This window comes from Shewanella sp. 2_MG-2023 (assembly GCF_030548905.1).
Taxonomy (GTDB): domain Bacteria; phylum Pseudomonadota; class Gammaproteobacteria; order Enterobacterales; family Shewanellaceae; genus Shewanella; species Shewanella electrodiphila.
Genome location: NZ_JAUOSO010000011.1, coordinates 12,015 through 35,588 on the forward strand (window position 1 = coordinate 12,015; position 23,574 = coordinate 35,588).

The following is a 23,574-nucleotide window of genomic DNA, read 5'->3' on the forward strand; positions in this document are numbered from 1 at the left end:
GCGCCGCATAAAATCCCATAAAACGATGTACCTTAGAGGATCCTCCGTGAGCACTCCTACACCACTTAGCTATAAAGACGCTGGCGTTGATATCGATGCTGGTAATGCATTAGTCAATAACATTAAATCTGCGGTAAAACGCACTCACCGTCCTGAAGTCATGGGCAACCTAGGTGGTTTTGGCGCTCTTTGCGAATTACCAACGAAGTACAAACACCCAGTATTAGTTTCAGGTACTGACGGTGTTGGAACCAAGTTACGTTTAGCCATTGATTACAAAAAGCATGACACTGTTGGTGTTGATTTAGTTGCTATGTGTGTAAATGACCTAATCGTATCTGGTGCAGAACCTTTGTTCTTCCTAGATTACTACGCAACAGGCAAGTTAGATGTAGAAACGGCAACTTCTGTTGTCAACGGTATTGCTGAAGGTTGTCACCAATCAGGCTGTGCATTAATCGGTGGTGAAACTGCTGAAATGCCAGGCATGTATGAAGGTGAAGACTATGATTTAGCAGGCTTTTGTGTTGGTGTTGCTGAAAAAGAAGCAATCATCGACGGCACAAAAGTTAAGTCTGGCGATGCATTGATCGCTTTAGGCTCTACAGGTCCTCATTCAAACGGTTACTCTTTAGTACGTAAGGTATTAGAAGTGAGCAAAGCGGATCCACAACAAGATCTCGCTGGTAAGCCACTAATCGAACACTTATTAGAACCGACTAAAATTTATGTTAAGCCTTTACTAAAGTTACTTGAGCAAACTGAAGTTCATGCAATGGCGCACATCACTGGCGGCGGGTTCTGGGAAAACATCCCACGCGTATTGCCAGATGACTGTAAAGCGGTAATCAAAGGTGACTCTTGGCAGTGGCCTGTTGTGTTCGACTGGTTAATGGAAAACGGTAACATCGAACAATTCGAAATGTACCGCACCTTTAACTGTGGTGTCGGCATGATTATCGCCCTTCCTGCTGAAAAAGTAGAATCAGCATTAGCACTGCTAACAGCTGAAGGCGAAAATGCTTGGTTAATCGGTGAAATTGCAAATCGTCAAGGTGACGAAGAGCAAGTGGAGATTAACTAGATGCCTGTATGCTGTCGCGTTCTCGTTCTTATTTCGGGTAACGGTAGTAACTTACAAGCCATTATTGATGGTTGTGATGATAACGTAGACGCTGAAGTTGTTGGCGTTATCAGTAACAAGCCTGATGCCTACGGACTCGTCCGTGCTCATCACGCTGAAATCAATACTAGTTGTGTTATCGCTCGCAAGGATGAAAGCCGTCAGCAGTACGACTCTCGCTTACAGCAAGCAATTGAACAGTATCAACCTGATTTAATTGTGCTTGCTGGATTTATGCGTATTTTATCTGATGAATTTGTTAGTCAATATATTGGGCAGATGGTGAACATCCACCCTTCTTTATTGCCTAAATATGCTGGTTTACATACCCATCAAAGAGCATTAGATGCAAAAGATAAAGAACATGGCGCAAGTGTTCACTTTGTTATTCCAGAACTGGATGCTGGACCTGTAATTTTACAGGCTAAAGTACCAGTTTATGAAGACGACACTGTAGAAACATTATCTAGCCGTGTTCATGAGCAAGAGCATGCTATTTACCCTCTTGTGGTTAAATGGTTTAGTTTAAATCGACTTAAAATGTTAGAAAATAAAGCCTATCTTGACGACCAATTAATTGGTATTCATGGCTATGCGCCTGATTAAATCGATTTAGAATAAAGCCACAAACAAAAAATCTCGCAAATGCGAGATTTTTTATTATTTGATATTTGGCTTTTTCAAAAGCTTACCTAACAGGTAAGTCCATCCCTGCGAACATTTCATCGATTAATTGTTGGTCACGCAGTGCCACCGCTTTTTCAACCACATCACGAGTTAAATGCGGTGCAAAGTTATACATGAAGTCATACATATAACTACGTAAGAAACTACCACGTCTAAAACCAATTTTTGTTGTACTGTGAGCAAACAAATGTCTTGCATCAATTGCCACTAAATCTTTATCTATCACAGGATCGATTGCCATCGATGCTATCACGCCAACACCCAGCCCTAATCTAACATAGGTTTTTAACACGTCGGCACTCGTGGCGCTGAATACCACTCTTGGTTCAAGTTCAGCTTTTTTAAATGATTTTTCAATTTCAGAGGCTTTATCAAAACCGAACACATAAGTGACTAATGGAAACTCAGCTAAATCTTCAATAGTTAACGTTTTACGATTGGCCAAAGGGTGATCGCGTGTAACGACTATAGAGCGATTCCAGTGATAACACGGCAGCATAATCAAATCGGAATACAAGTGCATCGCTTCAGTGGCAATCGCAAAGTCAGCATCACCACGGGCTGCTTGTTCACTAATTTGCGAAGGCGTTCCTTGGTGCATGTGTAAATTAACTTTTGGGTAGCGTTTAATGAAAGGCTTAATCACTTGTGGCAAAGCGTAACGAGCTTGGGTATCAGTTGTAGCAATATTCAACTCACCTTGATTTGGCTGAGTATATTCTTCTGAGACTTTTTTTATGCTTTCAACTTTGCCTAAAATATCGTTTGAAATATCAATCACTAATTGGCCAGCGGGTGTGACATGAGTTAAGTGCTTACCGCTACGACCAAAGATTTGAATGCCAAGTTCATCTTCAAGCATTCGAACCTGTTTACTGATCCCAGGTTGCGAAGTGTAAAGGTCTTCAGCCGTAGCTGAGACATTCAAATTGTGTTTTACCACTTCTGCAATATATCTTAGTTGCTGTAATTTCATGCTACGACCTTTACTTTATGCCAAACAGAGTTTGAATTTGGTTTTTTAAGACTTCTAATAAAACTAATCAATTTACAAATTATAGAACTAAAACTGTTTATAAAAAGACTCGTTATAGCTAAATGTTATATACGATCTAAAATATTAATGCAAACAGTAATAAAGAGATTGAGAATTTTGCATGTTCTAAGGCTCTAATGGTAACCTTGCGGACTCAGTCCAAAGTTATAGTAATTCTTAACAAATTGAATAACTTTTTTACGACACTCGCTGTGTCTTGCGCTAAGATATAACTACAAATAAGATAAAAGTGGTACTCAACCACTCTGCTATTAATTATTGAACGGAAACCATATGACCTTTACCTTGGTATTGATCCTGTTAGGTGCACTTTTTATCCTGATCATTGGTATCAGTGTTATTCAGCAACAAAAAGAACGCGCTGAAGCTGAACGCAGAATGGAATTAAAGCGCCATAGAGCAATCATCAACGAAACTGAAGCTGTTTTATCTAACACAGGATTAGCATCATTTCCCAGCAGCGTTATTTTAGTGCTTTACAAGCGAATCAATGAAGCACTGGAATTGTCGTTAACTCACCTAGAAAACCAGCCGCAACAAGCTGACTATCAACGACGCTTAGCTGATATTCAAAACCAAATAACGACACTCAGTTCTAGTCCATCTCAAGCATTAGCTATTGAAAATTTTCGTTTGCCTGACAATGACAAACAAATTTTAGAACTAGTGCAAATGCTTAAAAAGCTTAAGGCGATTATTCGAGCTGAGAACAACAAAGGTAAGCTGGACCCACAAGTCTTCGGTGAAGCTGAAAATCGAATTGATAGCTACCAACTACGTATTAACGTCGAGTCGATGCTTTCGCGTTCTCGCGCTGCTAACTCACTTAAACAGTTTGGTTCTTCTAAACAAATGGTGTCAAAAGCATTGGCAACATTGCAAGCCATTAAAGCTAAAACACCTAACGACCCATTTATTAGCCGCAAAGTGGATGAGGCAAAAGAGTTATTAGAAGAAATTAATTCTCAGCAAAAACAACTGAACCCAGATATTGCTAAAGCGCCTAAAGAGGATGAAGACGATATCGATATGCTGTTTCAGCCTAAAAAGAAGTGGTAATAGCAGCATCCATTATTCATTAAAAAGCCTCGAAAGAGGCTTTTTTATTGCGTAAATTAATAGCTTTTTGAGCTAAGCAAGAGCTTACATTACCTAGGCTTCTCAATTTGAATACATATTTCTAGCTTATAAAGCGCACTCCTCAATCCCTAGTGCTATGTTTACTTCTAGTACAGTTTCCTACATTGACATACAAAATCCGCTGAAATATTAAGCACAAAAAATGGGACCCAAAGGTCCCATTTTAAAATGCTAACTAAACTAGCTTCAGTTCAGATAAATTAAGAGGCTTTTTTCTTAGCCGCTTTTTTAGCAGGTTTTTTCTTTGTCGATTCGCTTACCCACTTACCACCGATAAACTTCGAAGACCAACCTGTTGCCTTGCCATCAACTTCAGTCGCAACGTATTGCTCCTTAGTTTTTCGGCTAAACTTAACAGCGGCTTTGTTACCATTATCATCAGTAACAGGCGCGTCAGCTAAGAATTGGTACTTTGGCCATAATTGGTCACGGTAAGTAACAAGTTCTTCAACTAAAGGCGCTCTTGTCTCGCGAGATTTAGGGAACGTACTTGCAGCAAGGAAAATACCTGCAGCGCCATCACGCAATACAAAGTGCGCATCTGATTTAGTACATTTTAAATCTGGTAAGAAAATTGGGTCTTCTTTCGGTGGCGCCGCTTCTCCGCTTCTCAGCAGTTTACGGGTATTCTTACACTCAGTATTAGTGCAACCGAAATACTTACCGAAACGACCATTTTTAAGTTCCATATCATTGCCGCACTTATCGCACTCAATGATTGGTCCTTCATAGCCTTTAATTTTGAACTGACCAGCTTCAATCTCATAACCTTCACATGTCGGGTTATTACCACAAACATGTAACTTACGAGATTCATCGATTAAATAGCTGTCCATTGCTGTGCCACATTTGCCACAACGATGTTTTGCACGTAATGCATCAGTTTCAGCATCTTCGTTATCGCTAACAGCCTCTTCACCAGGCGTTAAGTTCATGGTGGTTTTACAGCGCTCTTTTGGCGGCAATGCATAACCTGAACAGCCTAAGAATACACCTGTTGTGCCTGTACGGATCCCCATTGGGCGACCACAAGTCGGACACTTGATATCTTCAGCTAGTACCATCTCGTTAAGACGCATACCGCCTTCTTCAGGATCTAGTTCAGCATTTTTAAGTTGCTTAGTTAAATCACCGTAGAAACCATCAAGAACAGTTTTCCACTCCAACTTACCTTGCGCAACATCATCGAGTGTTTGCTCCATGCTCGCAGTAAAGTCAAAGTTCATAATATCACTGAAACTTTCGACTAAGCGGTCACTGACAATTTCACCCATTTTTTCAGCAAAGAAACGACGGTTTTCAACTTTGACATAGCCACGATCTTGAATCGTCGAAATAATGGTTGCATACGTTGATGGACGACCAATACCACGCTTTTCAAGCTCTTTAACTAAAGACGCTTCACTAAATCGTGCAGGCGGCTTAGTAAAGTGTTGCTTTGGCAATAAATCTTTAAGATCTAATACATCGCCTTTATCTAGTGCTGGCAGCGTATTGTCTTCTTCGTTTTTCTTGCCCATTGGCGGCTGAACTTTAGTCCAACCATCAAATCGCAGCGTACGACCACTCGCTTTAAGCTCGTATTCGCCTGCAGTCACAGTTAAACGCGTCGCATCATATTTAGCTGGCATCATTTGACAAGCGACGAATTGACGCCAAATCAACTCATAAAGACGCTGAGCGTCTCTTTCCATATCAGTTAGAGATACTGACTGAACGATGACGTTCGACGGTCTGATAGCCTCATGCGCCTCTTGAGCGCCTTCTTTACTTCCATAACGAAGTGGCTGTTCAGGTAAATACTTCTTACCGAACTCAGAACCAATCATATCTCGCACGCCTTCAACGGCTTCTTTACTCAAGTTTGTTGAATCGGTACGCATATAAGTAATATGACCCGCTTCATACAAACGTTGTGCCATCATCATGGTCTTCTTAACACCAAAACCAAGACGCGTACTCGCAGCTTGTTGCAAAGTAGAAGTAATATATGGAGCTGAAGGTTTACTTGAAGTGGCTTTATCATCACGACCTGTGACAACAAACTTCGCATCTTTCAATGCATCAAGTGCAACTTGTGCTTGCGCTTCATTAATTGGGCTGAAAGCGGCTGACTGAAACTTAGCCACTTGCATTTTTAACTTGTGCTGCTCAGGTGTGGCTAAATCGGCATGAACATCCCAAAATTCTTCAGGAACAAAAGCTTTAATTTCGCCTTCACGTTCTACCACTAGTCGCACAGCAACAGATTGCACACGACCTGCTGATAAACCACGCGCTACTTTTTTCCAAAGTAACGGAGATACCATGAAGCCCACAACACGGTCGAGGAATCGACGCGCTTGTTGAGCATTCACCATATTAGTATCTAGTACTGATGGTTCACTAAATGCATCTTGAATAGCTGACTTGGTAATTTCATTAAAGACAACACGTTGATAACGAGATTCGTCACCACCAATGATTTCTTGTAGATGCCAAGCAATTGCCTCTCCCTCTCTATCCAAATCGGTTGCGAGATAGATATGGTCAGCATTTTCTGCAAGTGCTTTTAATTCTTTAACGACTTTTTCTTTGCCAGGTAATATTTGATATTTGGCTGCCCAGCCTTTTTCAGGATTAATCCCCATACGGGCTACTAATGCGCGTTTATCGCGTTGTAGCTTGTACTTGGCTTTTTCTTCAGGGGCCATTTTCCTAACTTCAGCAGGGGTTTTAGTCGCAACCTTGCTGTCAGGCGATGATGATGTAGGCAAATCACGGATGTGCCCTACACTCGATTTAACGATGAATTCTTTACCAAGGTATTTATTAATAGTCTTGGCTTTGGCCGGCGATTCGACAATAACTAGCGATTTACCCATAGTTTAATTTGCGCCAAAAAGTCTCTGATAGATTAAATTGGTTCCATATATAGAGTGTTGAGACGAATGTTTCAAGTAAATACCTCTATTATGTGCCCAGCGAGCCATTTTTTAATCAATTATAAAAAATGACAAAAAATAATATTGCGTTAATTAAAAGTAATATTTCATTATTTATGGTCTAGCAAGTAAAAGTTGTGCATGTTTAGTCACTTTTTCGATTTTTGCGACCAAAGTCACCGCTTGTTAAGGCCTATTTCATCAGTATACTGGCTGTATTCTTGCATTGCCTAGCAGCAAATGAACTCATTTTCACAACAATTTTTATAACAATAATAAATAAATTTAAGGATAATAAATGAAGCACTTCGAAGCGAACTTTGATGGACTTGTCGGACCAACCCATAATTATGCAGGGTTATCTTTTGGTAATGTAGCCTCATATAGCAACGCTGCGCAAGCTTCAAATCCAAAGTCAGCTGCCAAACAGGGACTGAAAAAAGCCAAATCTCTTGCTGACTTAGGCATGATTCAAGGTGTTTTAGCTCCTCAAGAACGCCCAGATTTATATTCACTTCGTCGTATGGGGTTCTCAGGTTCTGATGCTGAAGTGCTTAATCAAGCCGCTAAGCATGCTCCTGCGTTACTTAATGCATGTTGTAGTGCATCATCTATGTGGACCGCAAATGCTGCGACAGTGTCTCCTAGTGCTGATACTCGTGATGGTAAAGTTCACTTCACACCTGCAAACTTAGTCGACAAGTTACACCGCAGTATTGAACCTATCACTACTGGTAATATCCTCAAAGCGACTTTTAAAGACGAGCGTTTCTTCAAACATCATCAACATTTACCAGAACACGCAAGTTTTGGTGATGAAGGCGCGGCTAATCATACTCGCCTGTGTAATGATTACGGTCACTCAGGTGTTGAGTTATTTGTATACGGCCAGGAAGCCACAAATCCGAATGCGATAAAACCTACAAAGTTTCCAGCTAGACAAACATTAGAAGCATCGCAAGCTGTTGCACGTTTGCATCAATTGGATGACGAAAGCAGTGTTTTTATCCAACAAAACCCTCATGTAATCGATCAAGGTGTTTTCCATAACGATGTTATTTCAGTAGGTAACCAAAATGTGTTGTTCTATCACGAACAGGCTTTTTTAAATACTGATGCGAAATTTGAAGAAATTCGACGCAAAATGAATGATGATGTTCACTTTGTTAAAGTTTCTACTGAACAAGTCTCGATAAATGATGCCGTTAAGAGCTACTTATTTAATACCCAAATTATCACCCTACCCAATGGTGAAATGGCAATCATTGCCCCAACTAACTGCCAAGAAAACCCTGCAGTATTTGCCTACCTAAATGAATTAGTCACGTTAGGCACTCCTATCAAACAAGTTCAATATTATGATGTAAAGCAAAGCATGCAAAATGGTGGCGGCCCAGCATGTTTACGTCTACGTGTTGCTATGAGTGAGTTAGAAGTATCAGCAGTAAATCAACATACACTTATGAATGATGCGTTATTCAATAAACTCAATGTTTGGGTAGATAAGCATTACCGTGACAGCTTAGAAGTAAAAGATTTAGCAGATCCACAACTTATTATTGAATCACGTACAGCATTGGATGAACTCACTCAAATCTTGAAACTTGGTAGTGTTTATCAGTTCCAAAAGTAATATCAATATATTTCACAAATAATCATCAATAATGATTAACTAAATATCTAGAAATAAAAATGCCGCTCATTGAGCGGCATTTTTAATTATTGAATTCATCAAGGTATTAACTACAAGATATTAATACCAATCGCGAACACTTCTGTAAGTACTCCCTGAGGAGTTTCTGTGGTTACAGAGAAAACGCCAGAATTAGGTTCATCCTCACCTTTTAATGAAACAGCAAAGTTTCTACCTCCATTATGGTTAGAACTTGGCCAAGTGATGGTAGAAGTACTTGTAACAGAACCAGCTGATGCCGCAAAAGTCACAGTAGTACCTGCAGGTAATTGCTGATTATGTAAATCAGACAGCGTAAACGCTACTGATGCGGAACCTTTACCAATTATCTGAATTGGATATGGAACTATTTCACCATCCCCATCACTTTGAACAGCCGAGTGTGATCTATCAACAACAATCGTATTTCCATTTTCGTCTAACCCGTAGTCTTCATCTACAATTAGTATTTCTTCAGGTAAAGTTGCAACAGCTGTACTTCCCGACATTACAATCACAATACTACGTCTTACGAACAAGGATTTCGAATCACTCACACCATCTGCACAACCAGCATGAACAGGATCTGAACAAAGTACACCATTATAAAGCCCATCAGCAGTATCAAAGACTGTATTCACATTAAAGTCTATTAGCTCTTCAAGCGCACCACCATCAAGACCTTTTAATGAGTCTGCAGCTTGTGGGTTAAATACCGTATCTTCGTTGTAATCATTAAATGCATCATCTAAATCAAATTTTTCACCAGTCACATCTGTACCGTTTAAAAACTCATTCATTTCATCAGCATCAAAACGACCATTACCATTTAAATCAGGGAAAGACTCTTCACCAATTGCTGTAGCAGTAATAGTGGCACGACCACCATATGGCTGACCGTAGTAATTACCATAGACAATATTGTCTTCTTCACAGGTAGGGTCTTCTGACTTGTCGGTTAACTTATAACACTTAAGGTTTTGAATTGGACTTAGTATTTGATTTCCTAAAGCATCGTAAAAACTTTTACCTTCTGGTCTTGGTAATTGTGAAGTCCACATAACAGAACATGCGCCATTGATAGTTTGGCATGCGTCTTCAATAGAACCACCTTCAGTAGTAAATGACACCGTCGTTCCATCAGGTACTGGGTTATTGAATGCATCAGCCATTCTGGCTGTCACTTCAACTTTTGCACCTTCATAATTCCAACCTTCTGCATTACGAATAGTTGAAGATAATGAGAAACTGTCTTGATCAGGTATACCTGTTGACACAACTAACTGACTTGATTGACTGGCGATAACAGGTGATGAGCCTTGAATTGTTCCAGTTACTCGAACTGATGTTGCAACCGTACCAGTTGTCACTACAGTTTGGACAATGCCATCGTTGTTTGTAGTCGCGGTAATTGGATCAATAGATATACCGCCTACCACTGTATTTAATGAAAAGTTTACCGCCTGATTAGCAACAACGTTACTGTTTTTATCTAATACTTGAAACTTAACAACTGAAGACTCGATGCCACCAGTTCCTAAAATACCAATATTTTCAGGTTCTGCTGAAACAAAGACAATACTACCGATATCTGATTGCAATACATTGATAGTTGCTACTGCTGATAAACTAATGCCGCCCGCATTGGCAGTTACATTAATTTGATCTTCACCTACACAGCCTTGAGCAAGATAGGTTGATGTTGCAACACCATTAGATGATGAAACAGGAGAACTTAACTCAGCTTGAGCAGGGCTTTTAGTTGCACAAGTAGAAGAAAAGTTAACATCAATGGGTTGGTTGAATGGATTTCCAGCCTCATCTTGGATCAAAACAGAAACCGTTGCTGTTCCACCTGCTGATAAATCAGTAGTACTGACTTCTGCGACACCGCTAACAAATGGTGAGCCGCTTCCCATAACAACATTTGTTGCGCCTACAACAATAATTGTCTCACCTTTCTCTCCAGTATCCAGAGAAGCTGTTACAGTACCAGCGCCTAAAGAACTACCCGCATAAATATCTACAGAGGCCTTGTTCTCATCATTAGTTACAGCTGAAGTGATCGGTAAATCACCAATCTCTGTACTGAAAGAAACGATAGTAGGCTTATTAATGCCAGTAACTGTCGCAACTAGTACCCCTGGAACTAATGTACTGATCGTGTCAACTTCTTCACCTGCTGCATTAAAGAGTTTCAATGACACTTGAGCTCCACCGCCAGCTTCACCACCATCGCCAACCATGGTAAATGCTACTGTACCAGCTTCACCAGATTCGATACTTGCAGTCACTGAGCCCGAACCTGCTATTTCAGCTGAAAATAAATTAATCGTTGCGACACCATCTGAATTGGTAACCGCTGTTGCAGTCGAAACATCAAACGAGCCTAAATCAGCATTATTTAATTCAAATGTAACTAATTCTCCAGAAACAGCTCCCTCAGTCGAGCTGGTCACTGTGGCAGTTAAAAGAGTGCCAGTTGTAGCATCAACATTCTCAACAGATGATGTTAGTGTTATGCTGATAACTTCTACTGGATCGGTCCCTCCTCCACCATCATCAGAAATGCTTCCCCCACCACTACAAGCAAAAAGAAAAATTGAACTTAAAAGCGCTAAAAATAGTCTTTGTGCTGACCTCATTGTCAGTCTCCCTGTTACATTAAAATCGTACTTAAGATTTATAATAGTTACTTATCTCGCCATATTACACAAAATTCTGGCAACTTTTTTGTTACTCTACTGTTTTCTTCGGCATTTTTCCTTAAAAACTTTAACTTTTATCCCGTTTCATAAGATTTATTTTCCTGCTACGCTTTAAAAGATAAAAAATATAAATCATCAAAAATCGATGAATGAGATTGGAAGGAAGTAGTTTTGAATAAAAATAGTAAGCTTGGTTTAACAAGCAAGATCCTGATAGGTATGGGTGCGGGTATTCTTCTCGGATTGATTTTGAGAAACGTATTTCCAGATAGCCTATTTGTAAAAGATTATATTAATGAAGGTGTTCTACACGTTGTTGGAACCATCTTTATTTCAAGTTTGAAAATGTTAGTTGTGCCATTAGTTTTTGTTTCATTAGTTTGTGGTACTTCTTCCCTAAGTGACCCTTCAAAGTTAGGACGTTTAGGAGGCAAGACCATTGCCTTTTATATGTTCACAACAGCCATTGCACTCACCGTTGCGATTTCATTAGCTATCTTAGTTCATCCAGGAAACGCCTCGTTGGCAAGTTCAGCGATGGAATTCAGCGCTAAAGATGCACCAAGTCTTGCTGAAGTTGTGATTAACATCGTCCCAACAAACCCAATTGAAGCGATGAGCCAAGGTAACATGCTGCAGATTATTATTTTCGCAGTCATCTTTGGTTTTGCGATATCTCACATTGGGGAACGTGGTGCTCGAGTGTCTGCTTTATTTAATGATTTAAATGAAGTGATCATGCGCGTTGTGACATTAATCATGCAACTGGCTCCTTACGGTGTATTTGCGTTAATGGCCAAGTTAAGTTTGACCTTAGGCTTAGAAACATTAGGCAGTGTGGTTCAATATTTCTTCCTAGTAATTTTTGTATTGCTGGTACAAGCCCTTGTCGTTTACCCAACATTACTGAAAACATTTACGGGTCTAAACCCATTCATGTTCTTGCGTAAGATGCGTGATGTACAATTATTTGCATTCAGTACAGCAAGTTCAAATGCAACCTTACCGGTTACGATTGAAACCTGTGAACATCGCTTAGGTGCTGATAATAAAGTCGCTTCATTTACCTTGCCTCTAGGTGCAACTATCAACATGGATGGCACAGCCATCATGCAAGGTGTTGCGACGGTATTCATCGCGCAAGTGTTTGGTATTGAATTGAGCCTAATGGATTATGTTACTGTTGTCGTAACAGCCACATTAGCATCAATTGGTACTGCGGGTGTTCCAGGTGTTGGATTAATCATGCTTGCCATGGTACTAAACCAAGTAGGCTTACCCGTTGAAGGGATTGCACTTATTATTGGTGTTGACCGCTTACTCGACATGATCCGTACAGCTGTAAACGTAACCGGTGATTCTGTAGCAACAGTGGTTATTGCCAAATCTGAAGGTGAATTCAACGAAGAAACTTTCAATGACTCACAAGCAGGTAAAGTTGGTTCAAGCTTTGAAGAGCAAGTTAAAAATGCCTAATGGCAATTAACGAATACTAATAAGTTTATAATCAAAACGTTATTACAACCAAAGGCGCCGTATGGCGCCTTTTTAGTTTTTAAGATAACCTAGCCTGAGCCTATATTTTCAATACTTATATTTAAGTATATTTATTACACTTTAATTCGGATATAAAATGGATTTTGCTCTTCTATCAACGCTCGCTGTTATTCACTGTCTTGCACTCGTTAGTCCTGGTCCTGATTTTGCGATTATTGTAAAAACCTCAACCCAACAAACTCGACAAACAGCATTAATGTGCGCTTTTGGTATCAGCATCGCAATTTTAGTCCACAGTTTGCTGTCGCTTTTAGGGATTAGTTTAATGATCCAACAGTCAGAAATGGCTTATCTTGCAGTACAGATAATTGGCATTAGTTATCTTGCTTACATGGGATTTGGTGCATTAAATTCAGTATTAAAATCATTTAAAACACATTCAAACCCTTCTTCAGCAAATAACAATGCTGTAGGAGAAGACGTTGCGGAAGCGAATCTAGAGCCTAACATAACAAAAAATGTAAAAAGTAATATTGAAAAGGCTAATACTAAAAAGAGTAAAGTTTCAACAGAAAGCTTCAATGTACTCACTCCAGCAAAAGGGTTTCGTTTAGGCTTATACACCAACATGCTTAACCCTAAAGCACTGATTTTCTTTATCACTATTTTCACCGTTTTGGTGACCCCTCAAGTCACGACCGAGACAAAAGTCGCTGCTGCTAGCCTACTATTTATCTTGTCTTTATTTTGGTTTAGCTTTCTTGCGATAGTATTAACAAAGCCCGTGATTCAGCAAAAAATGGCAAAAGGTAGCAGATTAATCGATGCGATAACTGGTGTGATATTCATGGGCGTTGCTATCACGATTTTGGTTAGTTTACTAAATGACTATCTCGCTTAGTCGATCCGTTTACATTAACCCCTGCTAGAAATAGCTGCTTGTCGAACTAGCTATTAACAATTACAGTCAGTAATGGTTAAGTAAAGATAAGTTAATATTTTATCAAATTCATCGTAAGCAAACCGTTATTTAAGATTAACTTACTAATAACTAAACATTGCAAAATCGTTTTTTGTTCCTGAGCTAAATATCGAGTTCACACATTTATTTCTAAGAGTATTAATATGAGAATTTTAGTCATTGAAGACGATCCAATCTTATCCCATCATCTAAACGTACAGCTGTCTGAATTAGGTAACCAAGTACAAGTTGCACTCACTGCCAAAGAAGGCTTTTATCAAGCGACTAATTACCCTATTGATATCGCCATTGTGGATTTAGGCTTACCTGACAAAGACGGAATAACCCTGATATCTGAAATCCGTAATGCGGATGTTAAGGCCCCTATTTTGATTTTGACTGCCAGAGTGAACTGGCAAGATAAAGTCGAAGGATTAAATGCAGGCGCTGACGATTACTTAGTCAAGCCATTTCAAAAAGAAGAACTAGTGGCACGTTTAGATGCTCTAGTTAGACGTAGTGCTGGTTTTGTAAAACCGACAATCAGTAGTGGTACTTTACAGCTCGATTTAGCGGCAAAACAAGTTAGTCTGAATGATGAAAACATGGAAGTGACCGCATTTGAATACCTCATTTTAGAATACTTAATGCGACATTGTCATGAGGTGGTGGCGAAACAACGCTTATTAGACGTGGTCTATGGCGACAAAGAAGGTGACCCTAATACCATTGAAGTTATGGTCAGTAGAATTCGTAAAAAGCTTAATAAAGGTGGGATTGAAAACCCAATTGCCACTATTCGCGGCCAAGGATATAAATTTAATTTACCATGCAGCTAAATTTTATGCCCAAAAAGCGTCTACTCACGCGGATGTTTATTACTTCGTTAACCATCATTGCATTGGTGGGCTTTGGGCTTGCATGGTCTGTGACCATTTTACATGCTCAAAATAGCTATAATAAAGAAACCTCACAACTGATTGCTGAAATGCCTCAAATTGCGGCAGAGCTCAGAGAGCACGATCTCATTCCTGCTGACAATAATTGGCTCAATGAAAATAATAAACAAAAAAGCTATATGATGGCCAGTTGTACACAAACCTTTGACGAAGTTTGGGTTTCCACACTGGCAAAAAAGAGTGGTCTTAACAATATATGTCAGCGATTTGAGTCAATAGCTGACACGAGCCCTCCCTATTACCTCACCATGTCTGATAAAAAGTCCTACTTTGCCTACCTTTTACCCGTTGAGTTAAACCAAACTCAATACAATATGGTGGTATTAAAAGATGCTGATTCTGTTGAAAACGAATTCAAACGCTTCAAAAAGCTCACCTACCTTCGTTTGACTGTCGTGATGATGCTTGCCTTTATATTACTGATTAGTGCCGCCTATTGGGGAATGCGCCCTATGGCAAGACTAAAAAGTGAATTACAAGCCATTGGTGATGGCAAAAAGGAGGCACTTTCTGACGGTTACCCCCATGAACTAGAAGGCGTAACCCAAGCACTAAACCAATTACTAGTCCAGTCAAGCGATCAGCAGGAACGCTACCAAAATGCGATGAATGATTTGGCCCATAGTCTTAAAACACGATTAGCAGCTGTGCATGCCATTACTGATGATCATTCTTTGAGTAAAGCTGATGCCAGTGACAAGATTATGCAGCAAGTGGGTCAAATGGATCAGCTGGTAAAATATCAGTTAAAACGCGCACTGGTTGGGCGCCAAGGCCTAGTGCACGAACAAACACTCGTTCGTCCAATGGTTGAGCAACTTTCGCAAATGTTATTTAAGATTTACCGTGACAAAGGTGTGAAGTTTACGGTTAATGTTGACCCTGAAGTTAGCTTCCCGATTAATAAAGGCGATCTAATGGAGCTTTGCGGTAATTTGATGGAAAACGCTTTCAGACTGTCCATTAGTGAAGTGATAATTTCAGCAAGAATCGACCTTGACGGCAATGCAACACTCATCGTTGAGGATGATGGGCCTGGAGTTGACGATGCGATAAAAGAGCGAATTTTACAACGCGGCGTAAGAGCAGATACCCAATCACCAGGACAAGGGATTGGGCTAGCTGTCTGTAATGAGATTGTAAGCAGTTATCATGGCTTACTGTCTATTACCGAAAGTCATTTACTAGGCGCAAAATTCACCATAAAAATTCCACCACAATAATAAAGTAACGAGGGTTTATCTCCTCGTTATCATTTTATTTATTATTTGATTGGCGCATATAAATGCTCTGCTTTGTTAAACATAATCCATGAAGTCGCAATATACTTATCACTGCTGATAGGTGTATTACCTTTATGGGTATGAGTAAATCCAGCAGGCGCTATTACCATGGTTCCTTTTTGAGGTTTAATCGACTTGTTTTGATAATAAAACTCAGTTTCACCGCCGTCTTCTACATCATTAAGGTAAAACATATATAACAGCACGCGATGCAGTGCTTCATGTGAACCTGTTTGTGGGAAATGTTCTGAATGCCAATGCGGGTATCCGCCGACACCTTGATTGTATTTCTGTAAATTGATTACACCACTTCGATATAAATACTTAGTTAAAGCTTCAGCTCTTGGCTCCCCCAATAAAGCAAAGTTATCAGGTGATAAAGTCGCAGGTTTTCCTTGTTCGTCAGAAACAGACACAGATACAGCTCCCATTAGAGCCATTGGGTATTGTTTAAAGTAATCTGCAGTATGTTTTAAGGTATTTTGTAACAGCTCATTTTTAAGCTGTGTCATATCCTTATGATTATCTAGAGTTAAATCAAAACTTCGTTTCTTATCTCTATCGACTCCTTGACCAGTTTTACCTTCAATAACACCATCATGTTGTTCAAATGCATTGATTAACCTGTCACAGAGATCATCAGTTAATGCATTTGGAATGACTTCAATAAAATCCATATTAAATCAGCACTTTTTATAATGTAATGATAATATGCTGCCATGGAATTGATAAATTGGCAAAACAGTCAGCTCATCATTGGCAATTCAAATTATAAAAGATGGCTTCGGGTACTTGCTTTAACCTATGAAAAACTCTGTAAAAGTTTCTATTAATCAAATTCAAGTGGGTAACTTTATTCGCTTACCTGTCTCGTGGAAAGACCACCCCTTTCTGTTCAGCAATTTTAAAGTCAAAACCCAATCTCAAATTGAATTAATCAAAAGCCTCGGGATTGAACAAGTCTATTTTGATACTGAACGCAGTGATGTGAAGCTACTTGATAAAGAAGAAGCTAAGTCAAAAGCCGGATCGATTAAAGAAGATGGCTTAGATGAACTCAAGCTTGAGATGGATCAATACAAGCAAGATCAAATTGAATCGCAAAAAAAACTTCGTCGCAGTATTAAGAAAACTGAACAACAATTTGACCGTTCTTTATCTATGATGCGATCGACAGTTTCAAAGTTAGGAAGCCGTCCCTTAAACTCTGTTAATGATGCGAAAGACATGGTTAGCTCAATGACAAATATGTTACTGAGCTCTGATGATTTAGTTTTACATTTAATGGGCGACGCTAAGCCCGGTGACTTGATTTACCATCACTCTTTAAACGTTTCCGTTATGTGTATGATGTTGGCTAAAAGCTTAAATTGGAATCGAGAAGATATAGAATTAATCGGTTTAGGTGCCTTATTTCATGATGTTGGCAAACTCAAAATACCCAGTAATATTCTCAATAAGCAAGTGCCGCTAACTAAACCAGAACAAAACCTGATTAAGCAGCATCCATTAATGAGTCTGAACTTTCTCAAATTAGCAGATACCTTCCCTGAGCAAGCTAAACCTATGATTGCTAACCATCATGAATTTATTGACGGTTCAGGCTACCCTAAAGGCTTAAAGGGTGATGATTTAGACAAATTCTCTCAGTTAATCGCTGTGGTCAATGAATACGATGATTTATGTAATGGCACCAAAACCTCAAAAGCCAAAACCCCATACGCATCACTTGGCTTAATTTATAAAAACTACCAAAAAAAGCTTAATACTGAATATGTTGGCAAACTAATCAAAACTATCGGCATTTATCCACCGGGCAGTGTAATTGAGTTATCCAGTGGTCAGTTTGGTATGGTGATGTCGGTTAATCTGAATAAAATCTTATTTCCGCAAATCATGCTGTACGATCCTTTAGTACCAAAAGAGCAAGCACCGATAATTGATTTAGAGCGTGAAGAAATCAGTATCGTACGCTGCTTACCAGTATCAGCCTTGCCTGAAAATATTTTTAAATATCTAAACCCACGAGAGCGAATTAGTTACGGTATCGGTCAGCCATAGTCTGTATATAACAAGCACAAAAAAGCCATTAATAACTCAGTTATTAATGGCTTTTTATCTTAAAGACCAAACCGTTAAATGGCTTTATAACCAACCTTTACGTTTAAAAAATAAATAAGTACCACTGGCACTGGCAAGCATTAACCCAATAGCCATAGGGTAACCAAAACGCCAATCTAGTTCTGGCATATTGGCAAAGTTCATTCCATAACTACTGGCAATCACGGTCGGAGGTAAAAATACCACCGCAGCAACCGAGAATATTTTAATAATTTTGGTTTGTTGAATACCACTAAAGCCCATTGCAGCATCCAGTAAGAAATTCAATTTATCAAAAATGAACTGACTGTGAGGCATTAAGGATTCAATATCAGATAACATCTCACGTAAGTCTTTAATGTTCTCTTCAGATAAATGCTCACGATAATAACGCTGAATGTATCTTAACGAACGCTGCGTATCGAGCAAGCTCAAACGAATTTTGCCGTTCGAATCTTCTTGCAAGGTGATCATCTTGAAAACTTCATCTAATTCTTCATCATTAAACACTTTCGAGCTGACATTATCTAAGACCGCATACACGTCTTCGATTAAATCTGATAAATAATCAACTTTCAGATGGAATAACTCCAGCATTAAACCTTGAGGTGTCGTGGCATCTAAACGACCTAATCGTAAATAGTTACGCAGCAGGCGAATAAGACCGACATCTTCTTCACGAATGGTCAGTAAAAAATCTTTACGTAAGTTAAATGACACGTTAATTGCACGCACATCAGACCCAGAACGCTGCGGGAACAAAGAGTTAATATGCAGACCATCTTTACTCTGAAAAAAACGTGCTGAGGCTTCAATTTCATTGATATCTTCTTCGTCAGGTACTTCCTCTACCGAAAAACGACTCAACCATTCCCTTTCATCATCATTGGGCTTGAACATATCTAACCATAATGTTTGCTCGGGTATACTGTCGTGAACATTGAGTTCGTGGACCGTTAACTTTCGCTGATTATAAACATAGGCTGTTATCATGCTTCCCCCCTAGTAACCACTTAAAAAGCAATCACCGTCAATAGGTTAAATTTTTGGCTAGTGTACTAAAATAATCTAAAAATAAAACTGATAAATGTCATAACAAGCAAATAACATCGAATATTAACTGAAAACCTTAATTTCACATATTAAAAGCAAAAAAAAGCGTCCAAATGGACGCTTTAATTTAAATTTGATGTTTTATTCACCTTTAAGGCGACGATCTAACTGATCTTTCAAGTTTGCTGGTACACCTTTAATCAATAAGGTATCTGAAATAGGATCATATATGACTCGCTCACCTAAATGGCCGCCATCAAAACTTAGCGTCACGCCGCCGCCAGTACCTGAAAACTTCTTCAAGGTACGTAAGCTAGCTTTATCAGCAGGAAACTCTTCATCTAATTCATAAGTTCCACCACAGGCAAAGTCATAAAAAGAATCCATACCCGAGTCAGCAAGTTCATCAGCTAAATCTTTTACTTCAATGTCAGCACCTTCATCAGCGCGTTCACTGCAGTAATCAAACACTTTATCACGGCATTGTTGGCGTTCATCTTTAGTCAATTCACTGCTGGCAACAAAATCCTCGACTGCGTGCATTAAGGTTTTATTCTGTGCTTTAGTGTTAACACCTTCAACACAACCCATGAAGTCTAAGAAGAAATCAGCCACTTTACGGCCTGCACGACCGCGAACAAATGAAATATATTTGCGCGATTCTTTATCTGCTTGCCATTCTGTTAAATCAATACGTGCAGCTAACTGAACATTAGTTAGATCCAAATGATTATTCTGCGATAGCTCCATATCATCTAAAACAGTCATCGATGGTTTAGCATTCAATAAGGCAACAAATAAATAGTCACTTGTCATGCTGGTATAACATGACATCAATAAGAAGCCACCTTGGCTAAAGTCATATTTTGCGAGTTCCTCTTGGAGTAATTTACTCGCCGCACTACTGAACTCAACAAAGCCTAACTCGCCGCTACGATATTCATTTAATGCATTAGAAAAAGCCGGATTTGCTTCACCATCTTCGCCATGAGTACCAAAGAAACCAAAGCCTTTACCCGCTTTTCCAGTGTAAGTTTGATGTAATTCTTCCAACATAGACTCAACAGCATTGCTATTTAATAGCGGCTGCGGTCTAAGACGACAACTTAACTGTCCCTGACTGTCTTGGGAAATTTCGTGGATAATTGCTTGCTCGATATTGATGCTCATAAGCCCTGACTGATCTCTATTAATGGAAGCGAAATAGCGTTCAATATCATAACAGACCAGAGTAAAAAGTCTTAAAAAAATCTTCGCAAAAATGCGCAATTACAAATCAGTTAAGCTAAATAAACTTCAGCAAAGCGATAAGAGCCAAAGGGGTTAATAAACCCAGATAAACCGCTGAGATTTGATGTAATTTTGAACATTAGAAACTTGCAGCAACAGCGGATGAAATCCGATATAATAATGGGCTAATTCATTACTTTTTGAACTTTTCTGATTATGGCTATCCAATCTAAATATACCAACACCCAAGTTGAAGCATTAATAACTGAGCTTTTAGCAGTACTTAATAAGCACCAAGCACCAACTGATTTAAGCCTGATGGTATTAGGCAATTGCGTTTCACACTTACTTGAAAACAAAGTACCGAGTGAATCTCGTCAAGCGGTAGCTGAACAGTTCGCTAAAGCATTAGCACAATCAGTTAAAGCTGACTAAGTAAAACTCAAGACCCAAAGATAGGTCTAAGTTAAAGATCAAACTAAACGCCATTTAAATTGTTCAAAGATATGCTATTTTTATACTTTGCATCAGGGCTAATAGATTTTGATTCCAGATAGGATTAGGAAAACGATACCGCATGGTTGAGCGTAAAAAACAGATGACCCGTGACAAAGTGTCACGCCTTGTAAATTGGGGCCATTGGTTTGCCTTCTTTAATGGCTTTTTAGCTATGATAATTGGCGCCCGCTATTTAAGCAGTGTTGGTTACCCAGAAACCATTATTGGTTGGGGCTACCTAGCTATTAGCACCATTGGTCATTTCAGTTTTTTAGCCTTCATTGTCTATGTCGTCTTTCTATTCCCTATTACCCTTTTACTACCCTATTCAAAAATATTACGCGGTTATGCCGCACTCGTTGCGACATTAGGCCTGTGTATTTTGCTTTATGACACCATTGTCTTTGATGATTATGGTATTCATTTAAGTCCTTTTGCATTCGATCTTGCCTGGACAGATCTCAATGCTCTGTTAAAAAGTACCTCCTATATCGCTACCCCGACAGCGATTATATTAATTGAACTGACCGCTGCTAATTTTATTTGGAAACGAATTGAAAAATTAGAGAAAAAGCAGTTTGGTAATAAAGCAATAGCCTTCGTCGGCATATGCTTTATCAGTAGCCATTTAGTCCATATTTGGGCAGATGCCTCTGATGTAACTCAAATTACCCGTTTTGATGACACTTATCCGCTATCTTATCCTGCTACGGCCCGCTCTTTCATGGAGAGCCACGGCATTGAAGGAACCAATAGTGACGATAGCCGACATCAAACCAAATCAAGAAACCTCAGCTACCCAATACTGCCTTTGCAATGCAAAGATCCTGCACTACTTTCACAACAAACTAATGTGCTAATTGTTTCTGTTGATGGTTTAAGAGCTGATATGGTCAATGAACTCACCATGCCATTCTTAAGCCAATATCAGAATGACAATAAACAGTTTACTGACCATTTCAGTGGCGGAAATCAATTTAAAACCGGCATGTTTGCCATGTTTTATGGCTTACAGGGTAACTATGGTGATAGAAAAGAGTTTTATCACACGCCGCCAGTTATGACTGTGGCGATGGATCAAGCGGGTTACCAGCAAGCTATTTTTCTATCTGAAGAAAATGAAAAAGTATTCGACAATCGCTCAATATTTGACGGACTCTCTGTAATAACTAACGAGAGTGAAGAAGGCAGCGCGCAAACAGACATGAAAAATGTTCAGGCGTTTATTGATTGGAGCGCAAGTCAGCAATCTCATTGGTTCTCGCTAGTCAATTTATCTGCCCCAAAACATTATGACACTCCAATTGGCTTTTTAGGGATTGAAACGATTAAGCCGCACATTGATGTAAAGCCAGCACAAAAAGTATTGTATAACCAATATCGACAGTCTTTGTACTTTATTGATCAACAACTTAAAGAGTTACTTAATCATGTTGGTGATGACACTCTCATCATGATTACTGGTACCCATGGACAAATATTTAGCAGTAATCCATCTGAGGTTAACCAAGATCTTTCCCCTGGTAATGTTAAAGTGCCGTTTGTCATGCATTGGCCAAAAGTATCTGCTGATACTGTCAGCTATCGCACCAGTCATTTTGGTATTGTACCGACAATAATGAGCCAAGTATTACATTGTAATAACTCAACTACGGACTACAGTTCTGGCTATAGCCTGCTACAACCTAGTCAGCAAAAATGGGTTTATATTGGTGATAGCCGCACCTTTGCTATATATCAAAAATCTGAGATTACTGTTTTAGACCGCCATGGGAAATATCGTATTTATGATATTAATTACCAGAAACAACTTAAACAAAAACTGAGTGCTCCCGAGCTTATTCAAGTGATGCGAGAAGGACGAAGACTTTACAATCAATAATATAAAATTGATTTATCGTTTACTTAACAATCGATTGAAAGTAATTTTCATCAAACAGGTTGCCTGAAAAATACCTTATTGATAGTCTATACAGCGAAACAGAATGCTCGGGATATGGCCTAGTCCGGTAAGGCGCTTGTCTGGGGGACAAGAGATCACAGGTTCAAATCCTGTTATCCCGACCACTTTTTTTCACCTCTGTAATTTCCCTTGTTTTTATTCTCAGTTAATTCGATTAAACCTAGACTATTAGACCTTTGTCACCTAAAGCACACTTCAAAACGTCGTTTTGTGATTTACGCATGAGAATATATTCTCCTTTGCCGCTATATTGCCGCCTCTTAGCCTAATTTCACTTAAATTTGTAGAAGGAAACTACCATGTGGTGGCGCCTTGTTTTTATCACTTTAGCTTATATATTACTGGCAGCGCATTTCATGCGTTACGGTCAAATAAATCTAGCAGTGTTGTGCACCATGCTGCCGTTGCTGGCATTACTCAAAAATAACCTCATAAATCGAATCCTTCAATTAGGTCTCCTCGCTGGCACATTTGGCGTCTGGGGCGTTGTTACTTTCCAATATATTGACCTTAGAATTTCCATGCAGCAAGACTGGTACTTGCTCGCCGTAATTATGGGCAGTGTTATTGGCTTCAGCTTATTCTCAAGTTACTGTATAAATGGCTTAGTGAAGCCTCCAAAACATAAAAATTGTTTATTTAGATAGCCAGAATTAGACACAAAAAAGCCGAGTTCAACTCGGCTTTTTTGTGTCTGGTTAGCGATATTTTTGCCAAAT

At 39.2% G+C, this 23,574-nt stretch carries 18 protein-coding genes and 1 tRNA gene; 13 read left to right on the forward strand and 6 right to left on the reverse strand.

The annotated features are described in order from the left end of the window. Positions 1-46: 46 nt before the first annotated feature. Both purM and purN read left to right on the forward strand, forming a co-directional pair. Positions 47-1,084: a phosphoribosylformylglycinamidine cyclo-ligase gene (gene purM / locus Q4600_RS12140; protein ID WP_303516523.1), complete on the forward strand. Its 1,038-nt coding sequence runs from the start codon at positions 47-49 to the stop codon at positions 1,082-1,084. After that, the gene (gene purN, locus Q4600_RS12145; protein ID WP_303516525.1) at positions 1,085-1,729 is read left to right on the forward strand and encodes a phosphoribosylglycinamide formyltransferase; all 645 of its coding nucleotides are present in this window, start codon (positions 1,085-1,087) and stop codon (positions 1,727-1,729) included. Positions 1,730-1,811: 82 nt separating this feature from the next. Here the strand turns inward: purN and cysB are convergent, their stop codons facing one another. Then, complete coding sequence (gene cysB / locus Q4600_RS12150; protein ID WP_102528355.1) at positions 1,812-2,786, reverse strand: HTH-type transcriptional regulator CysB; 975 nt, start codon at positions 2,784-2,786, stop codon at positions 1,812-1,814. 354 nt (positions 2,787-3,140) lie between these two features. Between cysB and Q4600_RS12155 the strand changes: the two genes are divergently transcribed. Beyond that, the gene (locus tag Q4600_RS12155; RefSeq protein WP_102528354.1) at positions 3,141-3,926 is read left to right on the forward strand and encodes a hypothetical protein; all 786 of its coding nucleotides are present in this window, start codon (positions 3,141-3,143) and stop codon (positions 3,924-3,926) included. Between the two features lie 281 nt (positions 3,927-4,207). Here Q4600_RS12155 and topA read toward each other — a convergent pair whose 3' ends face one another. Beyond that, positions 4,208-6,871 (reverse strand): type I DNA topoisomerase, encoded by a 2,664-nt coding sequence (gene topA / locus Q4600_RS12160; RefSeq protein WP_303516531.1) that lies wholly within the window; start codon positions 6,869-6,871, stop codon positions 4,208-4,210. 358 nt (positions 6,872-7,229) lie between these two features. Between topA and astB the strand changes: the two genes are divergently transcribed. After that, entirely contained in the window at positions 7,230-8,564 is a 1,335-nt protein-coding gene (gene astB, locus Q4600_RS12165) for an N-succinylarginine dihydrolase (RefSeq protein WP_303516532.1), read from the forward strand. A gap of 110 nt (positions 8,565-8,674) precedes the next feature. On the opposite strand, the gene Q4600_RS12170 is transcribed toward astB, so the two are convergent. Then, positions 8,675-11,248 (reverse strand): hypothetical protein, encoded by a 2,574-nt coding sequence (locus tag Q4600_RS12170; protein ID WP_303516534.1) that lies wholly within the window; start codon positions 11,246-11,248, stop codon positions 8,675-8,677. A 234-nt stretch (positions 11,249-11,482) separates the two neighbouring features. Here Q4600_RS12170 and Q4600_RS12175 point away from each other — a divergent pair, with 234 nt between their 5' ends. From Q4600_RS12175 to Q4600_RS12190, 4 genes are all read left to right on the forward strand, one after another. After that, positions 11,483-12,787, forward strand: a complete 1,305-nt coding sequence (locus tag Q4600_RS12175; RefSeq protein WP_303516536.1) for a dicarboxylate/amino acid:cation symporter — start codon at positions 11,483-11,485, stop codon at positions 12,785-12,787. Between the two features lie 157 nt (positions 12,788-12,944). Further along, positions 12,945-13,709, forward strand: coding sequence for a LysE family translocator (locus Q4600_RS12180; protein ID WP_303516538.1), 765 nt, complete (start codon positions 12,945-12,947; stop codon positions 13,707-13,709). Positions 13,710-13,933: 224 nt separating this feature from the next. After that, entirely contained in the window at positions 13,934-14,608 is a 675-nt protein-coding gene (locus tag Q4600_RS12185; RefSeq protein ID WP_229368324.1) for a response regulator, read from the forward strand. Continuing rightward, positions 14,599-15,951: a sensor histidine kinase gene (locus Q4600_RS12190; RefSeq protein WP_303516541.1), complete on the forward strand. Its 1,353-nt coding sequence runs from the start codon at positions 14,599-14,601 to the stop codon at positions 15,949-15,951. Before Q4600_RS12185 ends, Q4600_RS12190 begins: the two co-directional genes overlap by 10 nt. Before the next feature lie 41 nt (positions 15,952-15,992). Here Q4600_RS12190 and Q4600_RS12195 read toward each other — a convergent pair whose 3' ends face one another. Continuing rightward, on the reverse strand, positions 15,993-16,688 hold the full coding sequence (locus tag Q4600_RS12195) for a 2OG-Fe(II) oxygenase (protein WP_303516543.1): 696 nt from the start codon (positions 16,686-16,688) through the stop codon (positions 15,993-15,995). A 127-nt stretch (positions 16,689-16,815) separates the two neighbouring features. Here Q4600_RS12195 and Q4600_RS12200 point away from each other — a divergent pair, with 127 nt between their 5' ends. After that, entirely contained in the window at positions 16,816-18,072 is a 1,257-nt protein-coding gene (locus tag Q4600_RS12200) for a DUF3391 domain-containing protein (RefSeq protein WP_303516545.1), read from the forward strand. Positions 18,073-18,156: 84 nt separating this feature from the next. Here Q4600_RS12200 and corA read toward each other — a convergent pair whose 3' ends face one another. Further along, the gene (gene corA, locus Q4600_RS12205; protein WP_102528344.1) at positions 18,157-19,104 is read right to left on the reverse strand and encodes a magnesium/cobalt transporter CorA; all 948 of its coding nucleotides are present in this window, start codon (positions 19,102-19,104) and stop codon (positions 18,157-18,159) included. A 201-nt stretch (positions 19,105-19,305) separates the two neighbouring features. After that, positions 19,306-20,334 carry a nucleoid-associated protein YejK gene (gene yejK, locus Q4600_RS12210; RefSeq protein ID WP_102528343.1) on the reverse strand — a complete coding sequence of 343 codons (1,029 nt, stop codon included), beginning with the start codon at positions 20,332-20,334 and terminating at the stop codon, positions 19,306-19,308. Positions 20,335-20,610: 276 nt separating this feature from the next. On the opposite strand from yejK, the gene Q4600_RS12215 reads away from it, so the two are divergent. The 4 genes from Q4600_RS12215 to Q4600_RS12230 all read left to right on the forward strand — a co-directional run bounded on the left by Q4600_RS12215 (position 20,611) and on the right by Q4600_RS12230 (position 23,502). Further along, positions 20,611-20,829 (forward strand): YejL family protein, encoded by a 219-nt coding sequence (locus Q4600_RS12215; protein ID WP_102528342.1) that lies wholly within the window; start codon positions 20,611-20,613, stop codon positions 20,827-20,829. 142 nt (positions 20,830-20,971) lie between these two features. Next, the gene (locus Q4600_RS12220) at positions 20,972-22,774 is read left to right on the forward strand and encodes a DUF3413 domain-containing protein (RefSeq protein ID WP_303516549.1); all 1,803 of its coding nucleotides are present in this window, start codon (positions 20,972-20,974) and stop codon (positions 22,772-22,774) included. A gap of 108 nt (positions 22,775-22,882) precedes the next feature. Then, positions 22,883-22,959: transfer RNA gene (locus tag Q4600_RS12225), tRNA-Pro, on the forward strand. A gap of 195 nt (positions 22,960-23,154) precedes the next feature. Further along, the gene (locus Q4600_RS12230) at positions 23,155-23,502 is read left to right on the forward strand and encodes a hypothetical protein (RefSeq protein ID WP_303516551.1); all 348 of its coding nucleotides are present in this window, start codon (positions 23,155-23,157) and stop codon (positions 23,500-23,502) included. Positions 23,503-23,574 lie beyond the last annotated feature (72 nt).

What these genes read in the sequence shown, in the direction of transcription:
- purN (WP_303516525.1), top strand. Translation starts at nt 1,085, where the DNA reads ATGCCTGTATGCTGTCGCGTTCTCGTTCTTATTTCGGGTAACGGTAGT.
- cysB (WP_102528355.1), bottom strand. Translation starts at nt 2,786, where the DNA reads ATGAAATTACAGCAACTAAGATATATTGCAGAAGTGGTAAAACACAAT.
- Q4600_RS12155 (WP_102528354.1), top strand. Translation starts at nt 3,141, where the DNA reads ATGACCTTTACCTTGGTATTGATCCTGTTAGGTGCACTTTTTATCCTG.
- topA (WP_303516531.1), bottom strand. Translation starts at nt 6,871, where the DNA reads ATGGGTAAATCGCTAGTTATTGTCGAATCGCCGGCCAAAGCCAAGACT.
- astB (WP_303516532.1), top strand. Translation starts at nt 7,230, where the DNA reads ATGAAGCACTTCGAAGCGAACTTTGATGGACTTGTCGGACCAACCCAT.
- Q4600_RS12170 (WP_303516534.1), bottom strand. Translation starts at nt 11,248, where the DNA reads ATGAGGTCAGCACAAAGACTATTTTTAGCGCTTTTAAGTTCAATTTTT.
- Q4600_RS12180 (WP_303516538.1), top strand. Translation starts at nt 12,945, where the DNA reads ATGGATTTTGCTCTTCTATCAACGCTCGCTGTTATTCACTGTCTTGCA.
- Q4600_RS12185 (WP_229368324.1), top strand. Translation starts at nt 13,934, where the DNA reads ATGAGAATTTTAGTCATTGAAGACGATCCAATCTTATCCCATCATCTA.
- Q4600_RS12190 (WP_303516541.1), top strand. Translation starts at nt 14,599, where the DNA reads ATGCAGCTAAATTTTATGCCCAAAAAGCGTCTACTCACGCGGATGTTT.
- Q4600_RS12195 (WP_303516543.1), bottom strand. Translation starts at nt 16,688, where the DNA reads ATGGATTTTATTGAAGTCATTCCAAATGCATTAACTGATGATCTCTGT.
- Q4600_RS12200 (WP_303516545.1), top strand. Translation starts at nt 16,816, where the DNA reads ATGAAAAACTCTGTAAAAGTTTCTATTAATCAAATTCAAGTGGGTAAC.
- corA (WP_102528344.1), bottom strand. Translation starts at nt 19,104, where the DNA reads ATGATAACAGCCTATGTTTATAATCAGCGAAAGTTAACGGTCCACGAA.
- yejK (WP_102528343.1), bottom strand. Translation starts at nt 20,334, where the DNA reads ATGAGCATCAATATCGAGCAAGCAATTATCCACGAAATTTCCCAAGAC.
- Q4600_RS12215 (WP_102528342.1), top strand. Translation starts at nt 20,611, where the DNA reads ATGGCTATCCAATCTAAATATACCAACACCCAAGTTGAAGCATTAATA.
- Q4600_RS12220 (WP_303516549.1), top strand. Translation starts at nt 20,972, where the DNA reads ATGGTTGAGCGTAAAAAACAGATGACCCGTGACAAAGTGTCACGCCTT.
- Q4600_RS12230 (WP_303516551.1), top strand. Translation starts at nt 23,155, where the DNA reads ATGTGGTGGCGCCTTGTTTTTATCACTTTAGCTTATATATTACTGGCA.